Annotated in this window: 17 protein-coding genes; 1 reads left to right on the top strand and 16 read right to left on the bottom strand. The window is 39.4% G+C overall.

Annotation, left to right across the window (positions count from 1 at the left end):
• Nucleotides 1–8 precede the first annotated feature (8 nt).
• Nucleotides 9–371 carry an Asp23/Gls24 family envelope stress response protein gene (locus tag FAR12_RS02625; protein WP_126405865.1) on the bottom strand — a complete coding sequence of 121 codons (363 nt, stop codon included), beginning with the start codon at nt 369–371 and terminating at the stop codon, nt 9–11.
• A 371-nt stretch (nt 372–742) separates the two neighbouring features.
• Between FAR12_RS02625 and rpmB the strand changes: the two genes are divergently transcribed.
• Nucleotides 743–931, top strand: a complete 189-nt coding sequence (rpmB, locus tag FAR12_RS02620; protein WP_126405863.1) for a 50S ribosomal protein L28 — start codon at nt 743–745, stop codon at nt 929–931.
• Nucleotides 932–1,237: 306 nt separating this feature from the next.
• Here the strand turns inward: rpmB and spoVM are convergent, their stop codons facing one another.
• The 15 genes from spoVM to remA all read right to left on the bottom strand — a co-directional run bounded on the left by spoVM (nt 1,238) and on the right by remA (nt 15,333).
• Complete coding sequence (spoVM, locus tag FAR12_RS02615; RefSeq protein ID WP_017551496.1) at nt 1,238–1,318, bottom strand: stage V sporulation protein SpoVM; 81 nt, start codon at nt 1,316–1,318, stop codon at nt 1,238–1,240.
• 104 nt (nt 1,319–1,422) lie between these two features.
• A complete protein-coding gene (locus FAR12_RS02610) occupies nt 1,423–2,070 on the bottom strand; it encodes a thiamine diphosphokinase (protein ID WP_126405861.1) in 648 nt (215 codons plus the stop codon).
• A 74-nt stretch (nt 2,071–2,144) separates the two neighbouring features.
• Nucleotides 2,145–2,798, bottom strand: coding sequence for a ribulose-phosphate 3-epimerase (gene rpe, locus FAR12_RS02605; protein ID WP_126405859.1), 654 nt, complete (start codon nt 2,796–2,798; stop codon nt 2,145–2,147).
• A 2-nt stretch (nt 2,799–2,800) separates the two neighbouring features.
• Nucleotides 2,801–3,685, bottom strand: coding sequence for a ribosome small subunit-dependent GTPase A (rsgA, locus tag FAR12_RS02600; protein WP_126405857.1), 885 nt, complete (start codon nt 3,683–3,685; stop codon nt 2,801–2,803).
• A 94-nt stretch (nt 3,686–3,779) separates the two neighbouring features.
• A complete protein-coding gene (pknB, locus tag FAR12_RS02595) occupies nt 3,780–5,762 on the bottom strand; it encodes a Stk1 family PASTA domain-containing Ser/Thr kinase (RefSeq protein WP_126405855.1) in 1,983 nt (660 codons plus the stop codon).
• A gap of 5 nt (nt 5,763–5,767) precedes the next feature.
• Nucleotides 5,768–6,517 (bottom strand): Stp1/IreP family PP2C-type Ser/Thr phosphatase, encoded by a 750-nt coding sequence (locus tag FAR12_RS02590; protein WP_126406708.1) that lies wholly within the window; start codon nt 6,515–6,517, stop codon nt 5,768–5,770.
• A gap of 8 nt (nt 6,518–6,525) precedes the next feature.
• Nucleotides 6,526–7,611, bottom strand: coding sequence for a dual-specificity RNA methyltransferase RlmN (rlmN, locus tag FAR12_RS02585; protein ID WP_126405854.1), 1,086 nt, complete (start codon nt 7,609–7,611; stop codon nt 6,526–6,528).
• Between the two features lie 80 nt (nt 7,612–7,691).
• Nucleotides 7,692–9,035: a 16S rRNA (cytosine(967)-C(5))-methyltransferase RsmB gene (gene rsmB / locus FAR12_RS02580; RefSeq protein ID WP_126405852.1), complete on the bottom strand. Its 1,344-nt coding sequence runs from the start codon at nt 9,033–9,035 to the stop codon at nt 7,692–7,694.
• Nucleotides 9,028–9,975, bottom strand: coding sequence for a methionyl-tRNA formyltransferase (gene fmt / locus FAR12_RS02575; protein ID WP_126405850.1), 948 nt, complete (start codon nt 9,973–9,975; stop codon nt 9,028–9,030). Before fmt ends, rsmB begins: the two co-directional genes overlap by 8 nt.
• Nucleotides 9,968–10,456 (bottom strand): peptide deformylase, encoded by a 489-nt coding sequence (gene def / locus FAR12_RS02570; protein WP_126405848.1) that lies wholly within the window; start codon nt 10,454–10,456, stop codon nt 9,968–9,970. The genes fmt and def overlap by 8 nt, the downstream gene beginning before the upstream one ends.
• A 24-nt stretch (nt 10,457–10,480) precedes the next feature.
• The gene (priA, locus tag FAR12_RS02565; RefSeq protein ID WP_126405846.1) at nt 10,481–12,880 is read right to left on the bottom strand and encodes a primosomal protein N'; all 2,400 of its coding nucleotides are present in this window, start codon (nt 12,878–12,880) and stop codon (nt 10,481–10,483) included.
• Nucleotides 12,877–14,088, bottom strand: coding sequence for a bifunctional phosphopantothenoylcysteine decarboxylase/phosphopantothenate--cysteine ligase CoaBC (gene coaBC / locus FAR12_RS02560; RefSeq protein WP_126405845.1), 1,212 nt, complete (start codon nt 14,086–14,088; stop codon nt 12,877–12,879). Before coaBC ends, priA begins: the two co-directional genes overlap by 4 nt.
• 138 nt (nt 14,089–14,226) lie before the next feature.
• Nucleotides 14,227–14,442, bottom strand: coding sequence for a DNA-directed RNA polymerase subunit omega (gene rpoZ / locus FAR12_RS02555; RefSeq protein ID WP_126405843.1), 216 nt, complete (start codon nt 14,440–14,442; stop codon nt 14,227–14,229).
• Nucleotides 14,443–15,060 (bottom strand): guanylate kinase, encoded by a 618-nt coding sequence (gmk, locus tag FAR12_RS02550; RefSeq protein WP_126405841.1) that lies wholly within the window; start codon nt 15,058–15,060, stop codon nt 14,443–14,445. It lies immediately after the preceding gene.
• 9 nt (nt 15,061–15,069) lie between these two features.
• The gene (gene remA, locus FAR12_RS02545; RefSeq protein WP_126405839.1) at nt 15,070–15,333 is read right to left on the bottom strand and encodes an extracellular matrix/biofilm regulator RemA; all 264 of its coding nucleotides are present in this window, start codon (nt 15,331–15,333) and stop codon (nt 15,070–15,072) included.
• Nucleotides 15,334–15,379 lie beyond the last annotated feature (46 nt).

Genomic DNA, 15,379 nt, shown 5'->3' with positions numbered 1-15,379 from the left:
CCTCCTCACTACGGGTTCGTAACACGTACGCCTTGAACAAAAATATTTACCGATTCGACACTTAAGCCTACTGTTTTATCCAATGTATACCTTACTTTTGATTGGACGTTATGAGCTACCTCGGAAATTTTCGTTCCGTAACTAACGATAATATACATATCAATATGTACTTCGTCATTTTCTTGGCGAACGATGACACCACGTGTGAAATTTTCTCTACGTAATATTTCGGTTAATCCGTCTTTTAATTGTTGCTTTGACGCCATTCCTACTATACCATAGCAATCAACTGCTGCTCCACCAGCAATTGTAGCAATTACATCGTTTGAGATATCAATTTGTCCGTAGTTCGTTTTTAATTCAATGGACATCGATCGTTCCCCCTTTGGAAATAACTCCGTGCTGAAGAATCTATTCACATTTGAAAAATAAAAGCATAATTTCATCTTAATACCTTGTGATAGAAATTCAACTAAAGTCATTTTACTATAATGAAATCAAATTTAAAAGTACCACGTCAATTTGCAAGCAATTGCGACAAGTATCTGTCAAGGAAATTTTCTTGAAACTCACAGCTGAACTATTGCATTCCAAAAGTTTGTATGATAAATTATTAAAGTATCTTTTAATAGTCGAAAAATCTATATTAGTTTTTCGCATTAAAATTATGAATGGCAATTTTAAATTGCGCGAAAGTATAAGTTAAAATGATACACCTTTCATAGTAAGGGGGGAAATAAATATGCCACGTAAATGTGTAATCACTGGTAAAAAAACTACTTCAGGTAATGCACGTTCTCACGCTATGAACGCTAACAAGCGTACATGGGGTGCTAACCTTCAAAAAGTACGTATTCTTGTTGATGGTAAACCTAAGCGTGTTTGGGTTTCTGCAAGAGCGCTAAGATCAGGTAAAGTTGAACGAGTATAATAATGAGAATGAGAGCATCCTTTTGGGATGCTCTTTTTCTGTTATGCTCTTTTCTCACACTTTGTCGCTTTTGTAGTAAAAAACAATGAATTTATCTTTGTTTTCAATGAATAATGGTCGAAAAAATCGAGAAAAGAGCTTGTAAACTTGTTACGATGCACCATATAACTATTTTTACGTTAAAATCGGCCGCTGGCCAACGGCAGTAGGATTTTAGCAACAATTATTACGAAAACAGCCTTTTGTCATTATTTTGTCCATTTTATGATAATAAAAAACACCTCATAATGTATGAGGTGCAAAAAATTAGCCCTTCTTAAAAGTTCCTAGCATGGCCCGGACAATGCCACCTAGAAATTTTGGAAGTTTAATTGTATAAAATTTCATAATGTCCCTCCTCACCATCTCACGCATACAACTTTCTCTTCACGATTTTTCTCCATATCATCATATTCATCAGATAAAAATGAGTACTCTTATATTGGAATTTTTTAATCCTTGCTTCTTATCACCAATAATATGCCTTCAGTAAAAGAAAAAGTACCACATTCATCAATAAGTTCATTACTAATACATAGTGTAGAAGTCGCAGGAATATGACGATCTTTTAATGGATATTTGAAACCACTAAGCGTAAGATTCTCGACTGCACCTGCAATTGGGAGAAAGGAAATATATTTTTTCTGTTCATCTACTTTGATTTGATGGGTACCTGGACGAACTGCATAGAGCAGATTTTGTTGGTCAATAATTTCAATAGAACTAGACCACTCTTCAATCAAAGATCTCAACAGCAATTGGACATTCGCCAAAAAATGATCCAGTCGCCCTCCCGTGGCGCCAAATAGGCGAATCCGTTCTGGCTTTTGCTCAACTGCCCATGTGAGAGCAAGCTCCATATCAGGCTCATCTTTCTCCGATTTATAAATACGAAGAGATTTCACCTTTGTATGTATGAATTGCATTTCTTCGTCATTGACTGAATCAAAGTCACCAAACGCCATCTTCGGCTCAATTCCATAGGAAAGAAGGGTATATACACCCCTATCGACTCCGACCCATAACACATCGTTTTCTAGATAGCTCTTGAGCTCTGGTAACTGCTCTTCTGGCCCACCAGCCAATATGTTAATGATCATACTCCTCGCCCTTTCCCTAATAAAGAAGTCAGCTATCCAAATAGCTGACTTACTGTTTTTATTTTTCTACAACCTTACATGGTGCTTCTTTTTAGCTCTTCAATCGCTTTTTGACGGTCTTCTTTGTCATAAACCGCAGAACCAGCCACAAGTATTGTTGCCCCTGCATCAGTGCATAATTTGGCCGTTTCTGTGTTGACACCGCCATCAATTTCAATATCAATGTCGAGCCCTTTAGCATCAGCCATTTCCTTCACCTGTCTAATTTTCGGAACCACAGATGAAATGAATTTTTGCCCACCAAAACCAGGATTAACCGTCATTAAAAGAACCATATCGATATCTTCAATAATATGTTCAATCGTACTTACTGGTGTAGCCGGATTTAATACAACTCCAGCCTTAATTCCATAAGATTTAATATTTTGAATGGTACGATGAAGGTGGCGACATGCTTCGACATGTACGGTAATATAATCTGCTCCAGCTTTTGCAAAAGCTTCAATATATTGATCTGGATTCTCAATCATAAGGTGTACGTCTAAAGGCAGCTTTGTTACTGGTCTAATAGCGTCCACGATTAGAGGACCGATTGTGATATTCGGAACGAAATGCCCATCCATCACATCTACATGAATGAGTTCCGCTCCTCCTCTTTCAACATCCTTAATTTCCTCTCCCAATTTTGAAAAATCCGCTGATAAAATAGAAGGCGCGATTTTTACCATTTCTAATACCTCGGCTTTCTGTCTTTAATTTCTTGAAGGAATACCTTATAGTGCTCGTAGCGATACTGTGGAATTTCCCCATCTTCCACGGCCTGCTTCACCGCACACTTCGGTTCTTGCATATGTAAACAGCCTCTAAACTTACATTTTTCACTCGTTTCCTCAATATCTGGGAAGCAGTAATTTAAATCCTCGACCTCAAGCTCCGTAAATTCCAATGAACTAAATCCTGGAGTATCCGCAACTAATCCTGCGCCAATTTCAATTAATTCCACATGGCGAGTCGTATGTTTTCCACGTCCTAAATGGGTGGAAATCTCATTGGTCTCAAGCTCTAAATCAGGCTTCAAAACATTTAGTAATGAGGATTTCCCCACTCCTGACTGACCTGCAAAAACAGAGATTCCTCCTTCGAGAAGAGGTAGCAACTGCTTTATCCCATCCTCTGTTACTGACGAAGTTAGAATGACTTTGTATCCAGCTTTCTCGTAATCAGCCGCATACGCTTCAATTCTATTTCGTTCTTCCTCTGTAGTTAAATCGATTTTGGAAACACAGATAATCGGTCGAATTCGATTAAATTCAATCAGGACAAGGAAACGGTCTAATAAGGTCGTACTAAAATCCGGCTCCACCGCTGAAAAGATGAGAATCGCTTGATCCACATTGGCAATCGGTGGCCGTACTAATTCATTTTTACGATCCTTTATTTCTAAAATATAGCCTTCACGATCATTCTCTGCTTGGAAAACAACCTCGTCTCCAACAAGAGGACTCACTTTATTTTTCCGAAAAACACCGCGGCCTCTACATTGGATTACCCTATTTTCATCCGTCAACACATAATAAAATCCAGCTAATGCTTTAATAATTTTGCCCTCAGGCATATATACACTCCTTTGGAAAAATACTATTCCACTCTGTACAGGTTGAAAGGAAATCAATTGCCAATCGCAATCGACTTCCTCTCTCCCCTATTCATTATTCCCCAGGATAAGGAACTGATTTATCAATGATAACACGATCATCTACGATCACCTTATAGCCAGCCTTTCGGTCTGAAGCAACCTTTAAGGTAATTTTCTTCGTAGTAGGACTTGTGATTTCAAAGGTCTCATACGGTTCCGTACTACTATGAATCATATCCTCTACAAAGATTTGTACCATTTGTGGCTCTCCAGGGACAGCAGGTTCATATGGAATCGTAACCTCTTCAACCACATCTTTTGGAGGAATCTCTTTTTTACCTTTTGACAAAACAACGGTAACATTATCGCCTTTCATAAGTTCCGTTCCCGCTTTCGGATCTTGTGAAATGACTAAGCCTTTTTCAACCGTGTCATGATACTCCTCCTTGGAGATATCAATATTTAATCCCACAGACGCAGCATATTCATCTATCCCTTTTGCGTTATAACCTGTTAAATCCTTTAATTCAATCAATTCCGGCCCTTTGCTGACCGTAAATTCAAGCACAGTTTCTTCTGAAATGATTTCCTCACCAGGTGCAATCGATTGTTCGATTATATTGCCTGCAGCGACAGTGTCATCATTTACTTCTTTTTTGGTGATATCTTTAAATTGATCCTTTAATAGCTGGAAAACATCTTCATAGGCACGACCAGTATAATCAAGTAATTCCATTTTTTCTTTTCCAGTACTTATATATACATTTACCGTCGTTCCTTCTGTTAAAATCTTTCCTGCCTTTGGATCCGTTTTGACAACCAATCCTTCTTCAACGTCTTCATCTGAAATTTCTGTTGCTTCTCCGAAAACAAAACCAGCATCCTGAATATCTTGAATCGCGTCCTCTAATTCCATTCCTGCTACATCTGGTACTTCAATCTCGTCTGGGGCGAGAATGTCAGGAAGAAATAAAACTGCCGAAACAAATAGTATAATAAGCAAAACGAAAACAGACACTAATATTGCAGGCCACTTTTTCTTCTTCTTTTTTGGTTTCTTTTTCTTATCGCTATCCTCTGCAATTTTATCCTGCTCGGATTTATTCGCATTTTGATCCTTTTCTCGGATTTTCGTATCATCTATATTCCGATAAGGACGTTCATCAGAAATAATCGGAATTGCTTTAGTTGCTTCGTCATCTTCCGGAATAGCAAATTTTGCTTCATTGATTCTTTCAGGATCAAGTGCTGAGCGTAGATCACGCTCCATATCCTCTGCACTGTCATAGCGATGAAAAGGATCTTTAGCAGTCGCTTTCAAGACAATATTTTCCACACTTTGAGGAATGGTTGGATTCCATCGTCTTATTGATGGTGTTTCCGATTGGAGATGCTTTAAAGCAATCGAGACAGCCGATTCTCCCGAAAATGGTAATCTCCCCGTAAGAAGCTCGAACATGACAATCCCGAGTGAATAGATGTCGGATTTTTTCGTCGCCATTCCACCACGTGCTTGTTCTGGAGATAAGTAATGAACAGAACCTAATACCGAATTTGTTTGTGTAATACTTGTAGCACTTAACGCCATTGCAATGCCGAAATCAGTAATTTTCACATTGCCATCATGATCAATCAAAATATTATGGGGCTTAATGTCCCTATGCACAATATGATTTTGATGGGCATGAGAAATAGCTGACGTAAGTTGCTGTAATATATCTAGAGCAACATCCACGCGCACTGGAGAATGCTGTTGTATGTATTGTTTCAAGGTTTGTCCCTCGACATATTCCATCACGATGTAATAGATCGAATCCTCTTCGCCAACATCGTAAATATTAACGATATTTGGATGTGCCAAGCTTGTGGCAGATTGGGCTTCTCTATGAAAACGGCGAATAAATTCTTCATCGTTAGAAAAATCGAGACGAAGTACTTTGACAGCCACATCACGATCTAGGATCATATCATGGGCTAAATAAACGTTTGCCATCCCGCCTCCGCCAATCATATCGAGGACTTTATAACGACCGCTTATTCTTTTTCCAATTAACATCTAATTCACCCTCTTTCTCTGTCATCTTCAAATTCTAAAATTACAAGGGTGATGTTATCTTCGCCGCCATTCTCATTTGCCATCATGATAAGTGTTGAAGCTTTTTTCTCTAAGGAATCCTCACTTTCAAGGACCCCCTTCATATCTTCTTTCGTTACCTTACCAGAAAGACCATCAGAACAGAGCAGAAGGTAATCTCCTTCTTCAAACATAATTGTTTTTACATCGATTTTTACGTCCTGCTCAGTTCCAAGCGCGCGTAAAATAACATTCTTTCTCGGATGATGTTCCGCGTCTTCCTCAGAAATTTGACCAGTCCTTACCAGTTCATGGACAAGCGTATGATCTTCTGTCAACTGTTGAAATCCATCTGGATTAGCAATATAACTACGACTATCACCTACATGGGCAACGGTTGTAAAGAGACCTGTAGCAATTACCGCTTCAATGGTTGTCCCCATTCCATCACATTCTTCATTTGTCCTTGCATGCTCAAACAAAATAGAATTGACACTCTTAATATGTGTCCGTAACCAGTTCTCCGCCTCGTCTGCAGTTTCAATTCGCTCTGTTTGCTCCCACATGGCCTGAAGGGTTGCCACTGTCATTTCACTAGCTACATCACCAGCACGGTGGCCCCCCATTCCATCTGCTACAATGGCTAGTCTTTGCCCATCCTTATTTACAAAAATCCCGCCATTATCTTCGTTATTCTGGCGTACTCTCCCTTTGTCTGTCATAAAAATGGCATTCACTTCACCAGTCACCTCGTCTCCTCTTTTCGCTCCTTTGCACGTAGCTGTCCACATGCAGCATCAATATCATGGCCTTGCTCTCTTCTAATCGTTACGTTGACCCCATGCTGCTTTAATGTTTTTTCAAATAAGAAGATTTGCTCTCTAGGTGTTCTTACATAATCTCGTTCAGGAACGTAGTTAACCGGAATTAAATTGACATGACATTTGATCCCTTTAATCAACTTAGCCAATTCTTCCGCATGTTCTACTTGATCATTTACCCCACCAAATAGACCATATTCGAAACTAACTCTGCGACCTGTTTTATCAATATAATACCTCACTGCCTCCATTAAGTCAGGAAGTTTATACGCTCTGTTAATCGGCATTAATTTGCTTCTAATCTCTGTATTCGGTGCATGCAGAGAAATGGCAAAATTGATTTGTAAATTTTCATCAGCAAATTTATAAATCTTGGGAATGATTCCACTTGTTGAAACGGTAATATGACGGGCACCAATATTTAGCCCTTTATCATGATTGATAATTTTTAGGAATGACATCATGGAATCGAAATTATCAAACGGTTCTCCAATTCCCATGATTACAACTGAGCTAACTCTTTCATCTGTTTCATCAAGTGCCTGTTGTACTTTTACGACCTGAGAGACGATTTCTCCTGCTTCTAAGTTTCTTTTTAGCCCACCAAGCGTCGAAGCACAGAACGTACAGCCGATTCTGCAGCCTACTTGTGTCGTTACACAAACGGAGTTTCCATATTCATGGCGCATTAATACCGTCTCAATGGAAAAACCATCGTGAAGCTCAAATAAAAACTTGATCGTACCATCTGATGAAGTTTGTTGAATTAAAGTATTTAATGTTGTAATCGTAAAATGCTCTGCTAACTTTTCACGAAGACCCTTAGATAGATTCGACATATCTTCAAAAGTTGTAACCCGTTTTAAATAAAGCCAATCAAAAATCTGTTCTCCACGAAATGCCTTTTCATTCTTTTCCTCTAACCATTCTTTCAACTCATGTAATTGTAAGGAATAAATGGATGGTTTCTGATTCGTTACTTGCTTCTTTTCTCTTGTTGTCTGTTCCATTCCTACACCTGCTTTCTTTGCTGTCTGGCATCTAGTTTGCCAGACTTATTGCCTTTAAATTATTTTATTGTTGCTCAAAATCAGTTCTTTCTTAATACTGCTATATAAAATCCGTCTGATCCAAAATCCTGAGGTAAAATTTGTAGAGAGTAGTCCTTACATAATGGTTGAATAGCTTCTGGCATTCTCTTTTTAAAACCTAAATCCCCCTCAAAATCTGGGTTATTGGTTAAAAATGCTTTCACAACCTGATCATTTTCCTCATCATCGACCGTACATGTACTATATACAAGAATACCACCTTTTTTCAATAAAGGCGCGACTGCTTTTAAAAGATCAGTCTGAATCGAATGGAGCCTAAAGACATCCTCTTCTTTTTTTGTATATTTCATATCCGGCTTTCTTCTCATTACGCCCAAGCCAGAGCAAGGTGCATCAAGAAGAATTCGATCAAAGCTCTCTTTTTCAAAATGCTCCTGGACTTTTCGACTATCCAATGCCTTCGTTTCGATGTTACTTAACCCGAGACGATTGGCATTTTCAGCAATAAGCTTCACTTTATGCTCGTGTAGATCAAGAGAAATGACTTGGCCAGTTAAACTTAGCTTTTCGGCAATATGTGTTGATTTTCCTCCTGGTGCTGCACATGCATCTAAAATATGTTCATCTTTCTCAACACCTAATGCATGAGCGACGAGCATCGAGCTTTCATCCTGAATCGTGATATAGCCTTCCTTAAAGGCATTCGAGTTCGCTAAATTCCCTTTCAAACATTTAATGGCTTCGGGGATAACCGGACTCGCTTCAACCTGATAACCTTCCTCTAGGAGCATTTGAAGGCATTTTTCACGGTTCATCTTCGTTGTGTTCACACGAGCTGTCTGTAGTGGCGCAGTCAAATTGATCTCACACATTTCTTGCGCCTTTTCAAATCCAAGCTGTTCTACCCAACGCTTTACCAACCATTCTGGATGGCTCGTCGCTATCGCAAGACGTTCAATCGGATCCTTAATCTCTTCTAGGCTTGGGATTCCCTCTCTCTGAATCGTCCGCAAAACACCATTGACCATACTCGAAATTCCTTTATGGCCCTTTTTCTTCGCAATCTCCACTGCTTCATAAATTGCCGCTCTATCTGGAATTTTATCCAAATAGGTCATTTGATACAGGGTAATTCTTAAAAGCTGTTTTACCCATGGTTCTAATTTCCGTGCCTTTTTTAAAAATGGCTCCAAATAGAAATCCAACGTCATTTTTCGTTGCAAAGTTCCATAGGTTAATTCCGTTAATAACCCAATATCTTTCGGATCAACATTATTTTTTTTTATAACATTGTTTAGTAGGAGATTACTATACGATTGATTCTTTTCAATTGCTTCTAAGAGGTTTAAAGCACTTTCTCGGACATTCTTTTTATTACTCATGCTCGACTCCTAATCTGTCTCCAACTGAAAGTTTTGCTCCTCGTAAAAAATCACTTGCTTTCATGCGCTTTTTCCCTGATGGCTGGAGCTCGATTATTTTCACAGCTGTTTCATTCCCTGTCGCAACAACGAACCCATCCTCTTCTAACGCTATGATTTCTCCTGGAGCTTTCTGACCCGAGCCTTTTACTTTCTCTGTCCACCAAATTTTCATAACTGCTCCATCATGTGTGGTATAGGCTACTGGCCAAGGATTCATTCCGCGAACATGGTTATAGATAGCTTCTCCAGTTTTTGTCCAATCAATTTTTTCCTGCTCACGCTTAATTGTATAAGCAAAAGTTGCATCCTCTTCACGTTGCGGAGTTCCTTTTAACTCTCCGTTTAATAACTTAGGAAGGGTTTCTGATAATAGCTTCGCACCAGCTACACTTAATTTATCGTGAAGAGTTCCGACCGTGTCTGTCTCCGTAATTGGTACCTCAACTTGGGTAAGCATATCGCCTGCATCAAGCTTTTCAACCATATACATAATCGTAATGCCTGTTTTGTCTTTCCCTTGAATAATAGAATAATGCATGGGTGCTCCGCCTCGTAGCTCTGGTAAAAGGGAGGCATGAACATTGATACAACCCAATTTCGGTCCATCAAGCAACGCCTTCGGTAAAATTTGTCCGAATGCAGCAGTAACAATTAAATCTGGATTCAGCGCGAGAATTTTATCCAACTCTTCTTGCACACGAATTTTTTCAGGTTGAAAAACAGGAATCCCATGCTTCTCTGCTTCTACCTTAACAGGAGGAGGTGTTAACACCTTTTTTCTCCCAACCGGTCTATCAGGCTGAGTCACAACTCCGATTACCTCATATCCATCTGTAATAATTTGTTGTAGTACTGGTACGGAGAAATCAGGTGTCCCCATAAATACGATCTTAGTCATTTTGTTCCACTTCCTCTAACTCTTCTTCTTTCAAATACCTGCTTACCTTTGACGTAAACAGAATGCCATGTAGATGATCAATTTCGTGTTGGATAGCACGAGCTAAGTAATCCTCCGCTTCAATTACGAATGGTCTTCCTTTACGATCCAGCGCTTTTACTTTTACATAATAAGGTCTCGTTACTTCCCCATACAATCCAGGAAAACTGAGGCACCCCTCAACTCCTAAATCTTCTCCACTCGTTTCAAGAATTTCAGGATTAATGAGTTCAATTGTTCCCGATTCATCATCTATATCTACTACCGCAATTTGTTTGTTGATGCCAATTTGCGGAGCTGCTAGACCGACTCCATCAAATTCAATCATCGTATCATACATATCATTTAATAACTTCACTAATTTTTTATCAAAAACCGTTACTGGTTCACATTCCTGCTCTAAAATTTCGGCAGGATAGGTAACAATCGCTCTTACAGTCAAAATATTTCCTCCAAATTCCTTGGTCTACATTAATATATAAGGATTCACATCAATCGAGATTTGTAGTCCTTTTGAGACCATTTCTTGCTGATAATGTTCTAAAATTGTTTTTAATGTTTGGTTTAAGTTAGGTTCCCGCTTGTATTTTATCAAACATTGATATCGATATCTATTTTTGATCCGCGAGATCGGTGAAGCAACTGGCCCAAGGACACTCGCTTCCCTCGATAGCTTTGATTGGACAAATTTCGTAATTTTATCTGTAGTCGATGCAACATACGCTACATTTTCATGACTTACCGTGATCAAAGCAATATAGTAATAAGGCGGATATTGATGAGCACGACGAATCATCATTTCTCGCTCAAAAAAGTGGTCAAAATTTTGTGTAGCTGCAAGCTCTACACTATAATGCTCAGGCGTATAGGTTTGAATAATGACCTCCCCAGGCAATTCATGTCTTCCTGCTCGTCCACTAACCTGAGTTAACAGCTGAAAGGTTTTCTCTGAGGAACGGAAGTCCGGTAAATGGAGCATCGTATCTGCTGAAAGAACACCAACAAGGGTAATGTTTGGAAAATCCAAACCCTTGGCAATCATTTGTGTCCCAAGGAGAATATCAGCTTTTCCATCTTGAAAATCATTTAATAGTTTCTCGTGAGCACCTTTGCGACTTGTCGTGTCTACATCCATTCGAATGACTCTTGCCTCTGGTAAGACTTTGCCAAGCTCCTCTTCCACCTTCTGCGTTCCCGTGCCGAAATAGCGAATATGTTCACTATTACATTCAGGACATGTGGAAGGAACATAGGATTCGTATCCACAATAGTGACATTTCATTTGCTGACTAAAGCGGTGATATGTAAGGGATATATCACAATTAGGGCAATTGTCGACATAGCCGCAGTCACGGCACATGACAAATGACGAATGTCCACGTTTATTTAAAAACAAGACAATCTGCTGTTTTTTCTCGAGACGGTCTTTCAATCCCTCTATGAGCGCTCTTGAAAACATCGAACGGTTGCCTTCGCGAAGTTCCTCACGCATATCAATAATCTCTACGGAAGGCAGTGCTTGATTATTCATCCTTTTTGGCAAGTTTAACTGTTCATAGACACCTTTTTGTGCGCGCGCAAAGGTTTCTAAAGAAGGCGTAGCACTTCCTAAAATAACTGGACATTGATGAAAGTTCGCACGCTGGATCGCAACATCTCTTGCATGATAGCGCGGATTATCTTCCTGCTTATAGCTCGTTTCATGCTCTTCATCGATAATGATAATACCCAAATTCTCAAAAGGAGCAAAAATAGCAGATCTTGCCCCCACTACTACCTTTACTTCTTTGCGCTCAATTTTACGCCATTCATCATATTTCTCTCCTGAAGATAAGCCACTATGAAGGACCGCTACTTCATTCCCGAATCTCCCTTTGAATCGTTTCACCATCTGCGGTGTCAAAGAAATCTCTGGGACTAAAACAATTGCTTCCTTCCCCATTTCGATGGCACGTTGAATGGATTGTAGGTAGATTTCTGTTTTACCGCTACCTGTCACCCCATAAAGCAAAAAGACCTTTTGCTTGTTTTCTTCCAATGTAGCTAAGATAGGAGAAATCGCTTGTTCCTGTTCGGCCGTTAAAGTTAGTGGCTTCGTTTTTTCAAAAACTCGGTCTTCGTAAGGATCACGATATACCTCTAAATCTTCTTCTAATAGCAGTCCTTTTTTTACAAGGCTCTTTATAGTAGTCGCTGGAACATCGAGAATTGATAAAAGCTCTCGTTGCTCGATCGATTTTGGATTTTCGATAAAGAAATCTAGCACAGCTTTCTGTTTCTCTGCATTTGCAGCAAGCTGCTCTTTTTGAGTCATAAGCTCTTCCTTCGAAACTTTTGCAGATATATGCTTTAACTTCTTCTTTTTTACTCGTTCTTTTACTTCATATAGGACTTCAACAGTACCTTTTGTTGCCTCTTTTTGAAGCTGTGCTAAGTAACCTTCAGCCTCGTTCCAAAGGATCGTGTCATTTTTCTCGAATAAAAACTGAAGCTGTTCCGGAAGTTGGTCCATGCTCTGCCTTAACTTAATCTTTTTTTCATACTTCGCTTTTAATGCAGCCGGGAGCATAACCTGAAAGGCTGATATTTTATAGGAAAGGGTTTGTTCTGTTAACCAATCCCCTAAGCCCAATAATTCCTCATTTAACACAGGTGTCAAATCCATTGGTTCGATGATTTCCTTTAGCCCTGTAAATTCGGAGCGCTCACTGAAACCAATTACAAATCCTTGGATTTTTCTTGGACCAAAAGGAACAATTACTCGGACCCCAGGTTTAATAACGTCTTCAAGGGACTCAGGAACTAAATAATCAAATGCGCGATCCGTTTGCTTTGCAGGAACATCAACAATAACCTTCGCGATCATTGTGTTCTGTCACCCTTTAGTAATTTACTCGCTTCTAAAAGGATGTTCTTCGCAACCTCTTGCTTGGACATCAACGGCAATTCAATCGCTGAACCGTCCTTCTTATAAATGGTGACAATATTCGTATCGGTCCCAAATCCTGCACCTTCTGCTTTGACATCATTCGCTACAATCATATCGGCATTTTTCTTCTCAAGCTTCCCCTTGGCGTAGCCTTCTACATTACTTGTTTCCGCAGCAAATCCTACAAGAACCTGATGAGTTTTTTGTTTCCCTAATTCGGATAAAATATCTTTCGTTCTTTCAAGTTCAAGAACCTCATCACCAGGCTGCTTTTTGATCTTTTCATCATAGGATACCTTTGGACGGTAATCAGATACTGCCGCTGTCTTGATAACGAGATCTGCCGTGCTGAAAATATTGGTGACTGCATTGAACATTTCTTCCGCGCTTTCGACATTGATTAGGCGAGCCCCCTTAGGTGGGGCAATCGATACTGGACCAGACACCAACGTTACATCCGCTCCTAGTTCTATCGCTTTCTCTGCAAGTGCATAACCCATTTTTCCAGTTGAGAGATTCGTAATATAGCGAACTGGATCAATTTTTTCCCGTGTTGGACCTGCGGTTACAAGAACCTTTTTCCCTTGAAGTGGTAGTTCCTTTGGTTGGAAAAAGTTCTCCATAATCTGGACGATTTTCTCTGGTTCTTCAAGTCTGCCTTTTCCTACGTACCCACACGCTAGATACCCTTCACTCGGTTCAATAAATTGATAACCAAATTGATGAAGCGTCTCAATATTTTTTATGACGGCTGGATGCCCATACATATGAACATTCATGGCCGGAGCAATCCAGACTGGAGCCGTCGCTGCTAAAAGTGTAGTTGTAATCATATTATCGGCAATACCATTGGCCAATTTTCCAATCGTATTTGCTGTAGCTGGGGCAACGAGAATTAAATCAGCCCAGTCAGCCAAATCGATATGAGCGATTACTTTCGGATTTTTTTCATCAAACGTATCTATATAAACTTCATTGCGAGACATCGCTTGAAATGTTAACGGAGTGACAAATTTCGCTGCAGACTCGCTTAAAATAACTTTTACCTCTACCCCTGCTTGCGTTAATTTACTTGTGAGAGCAACAGCTTTATAGACTGCTATTCCTCCTGTCACACATAGTAAAACTTTTTTCCCATTTAACATAATGAACCCCCGTCCCGAGTAACAAATATCTTTCTTCCATTATGCAAGAATTGTCGTTTCATTGCATCTTTTTTATCCGATCAGCTTCTCAAATAAAAAACAACCTAATGTCTAGGTTGTTCAATAATGAAACATCTCTTATTCAGCAGTTTCTTCTTGGTTCGTAACACGGAAAGTAAGTCTATCAGCGTGAATTTCTTCTAATGCCTTACCAACTGGTTTATGCGAAACATATTTAGTAAGAATTAATCTTTCACCCTGCTGTAATCTACGTGCTCTTTTTGCTGCTACAGAAACTAATGAGTATTTTGAATCGATCTTCGTTAAAAGTGAATCTATTGATGGATATAACATTTATAGTTCAACCTCCAGCATTTTTCTATATTTTGGTTCTACTCGTTCGCGACGTAGATGCTCTGCAATTACAATCGCTTTGATACGCTCAACTGCATTCTCTACTTTATCATTTTCCACAACATAATCATATAAATGCATCATTTCAATTTCTTCTTTTGCAGCGTTCATACGATTATTGATAACATCCTCTGTTTCTGTTCCTCTTGTAACGATACGATTTTTCAATTCAGAAAGACTTGGCGGAACGAGGAAAATGAACAATCCGTCCGGAAACTTCTCGCGGACCTGTTTTGCCCCTTCTACTTCGATTTCTAGAAAAACATCTTTTCCTTTATCTAAGGTTTCTCGAACATAATCTACTGGGGTACCGTAGTAGTTCCCAACAAATTCAGCATATTCAAGAAGTTTTCCTTGTTTAATCAGTTCTTCAAATTCTTCCCTTGTTTTGAAAAAGTAATCGACACCATTGACCTCACCTTGTCGAGGATTACGCGTCGTCATTGAAATGGAGTATTCAAAAGCGGTATCCTCTTGTGAAAAAACTTCCTTACGAACGGTACCTTTCCCAACTCCCGAGGGTCCAGATAAAACGATTAATAACCCCTTCTCTTGCATGAAATGTACCTACCCTTCATCCATTATTTCATCACGGTCATTTAATCGAGCTGCCACTGTTTCAGGCTGTACAGCGGAAAGGATGACATGGTCACTATCCATAACAATGACCGCACGTGTCCTTCTTCCATAAGTTGCATCGATTAAAGCCCCCCTGTCTCTTGCATCTTGGATAATTCTTTTTATCGGAGCAGATTCAGGACTTACAATTGAGATAATACGGTTTGCGGAAACGATGTTCCCAAATCCGATATTGATTAATTTAATTGACATGCTTCTCCCCCATTAGTCAGTTATTTATTTTTACCTTGCTTACATG

It is taken from the genome of Bacillus yapensis, from assembly GCF_005280205.1.
In the GTDB taxonomy this organism is placed as follows: domain Bacteria; phylum Bacillota; class Bacilli; order Bacillales; family Cytobacillaceae; genus Robertmurraya; species Robertmurraya yapensis.
The sequence above is the reverse complement of the archived record's forward strand: the minus strand, read 5'-3'. Positions and strand labels throughout refer to the sequence as shown.

What these genes read in the sequence shown, in the direction of transcription:
- FAR12_RS02610 (WP_126405861.1), bottom strand. Translation starts at nt 2,070, where the DNA reads ATGATCATTAACATATTGGCTGGTGGGCCAGAAGAGCAGTTACCAGAG.
- rpoZ (WP_126405843.1), bottom strand. Translation starts at nt 14,442, where the DNA reads ATGTTATATCCATCAATAGATTCACTTTTAACGAAGATCGATTCAAAA.
- priA (WP_126405846.1), bottom strand. Translation starts at nt 12,880, where the DNA reads ATGATCGCGAAGGTTATTGTTGATGTTCCTGCAAAGCAAACGGATCGC.
- rsmB (WP_126405852.1), bottom strand. Translation starts at nt 9,035, where the DNA reads ATGAGTAATAAAAAGAATGTCCGAGAAAGTGCTTTAAACCTCTTAGAA.
- rpe (WP_126405859.1), bottom strand. Translation starts at nt 2,798, where the DNA reads ATGGTAAAAATCGCGCCTTCTATTTTATCAGCGGATTTTTCAAAATTG.
- rlmN (WP_126405854.1), bottom strand. Translation starts at nt 7,611, where the DNA reads ATGGAACAGACAACAAGAGAAAAGAAGCAAGTAACGAATCAGAAACCA.
- FAR12_RS02625 (WP_126405865.1), bottom strand. Translation starts at nt 371, where the DNA reads ATGTCCATTGAATTAAAAACGAACTACGGACAAATTGATATCTCAAAC.
- rpmB (WP_126405863.1), top strand. Translation starts at nt 743, where the DNA reads ATGCCACGTAAATGTGTAATCACTGGTAAAAAAACTACTTCAGGTAAT.
- pknB (WP_126405855.1), bottom strand. Translation starts at nt 5,762, where the DNA reads ATGTTAATTGGAAAAAGAATAAGCGGTCGTTATAAAGTCCTCGATATG.
- rsgA (WP_126405857.1), bottom strand. Translation starts at nt 3,685, where the DNA reads ATGCCTGAGGGCAAAATTATTAAAGCATTAGCTGGATTTTATTATGTG.
- spoVM (WP_017551496.1), bottom strand. Translation starts at nt 1,318, where the DNA reads ATGAAATTTTATACAATTAAACTTCCAAAATTTCTAGGTGGCATTGTC.
- coaBC (WP_126405845.1), bottom strand. Translation starts at nt 14,088, where the DNA reads ATGTTAAATGGGAAAAAAGTTTTACTATGTGTGACAGGAGGAATAGCA.
- fmt (WP_126405850.1), bottom strand. Translation starts at nt 9,975, where the DNA reads ATGACTAAGATCGTATTTATGGGGACACCTGATTTCTCCGTACCAGTA.
- remA (WP_126405839.1), bottom strand. Translation starts at nt 15,333, where the DNA reads ATGTCAATTAAATTAATCAATATCGGATTTGGGAACATCGTTTCCGCA.
- gmk (WP_126405841.1), bottom strand. Translation starts at nt 15,060, where the DNA reads ATGCAAGAGAAGGGGTTATTAATCGTTTTATCTGGACCCTCGGGAGTT.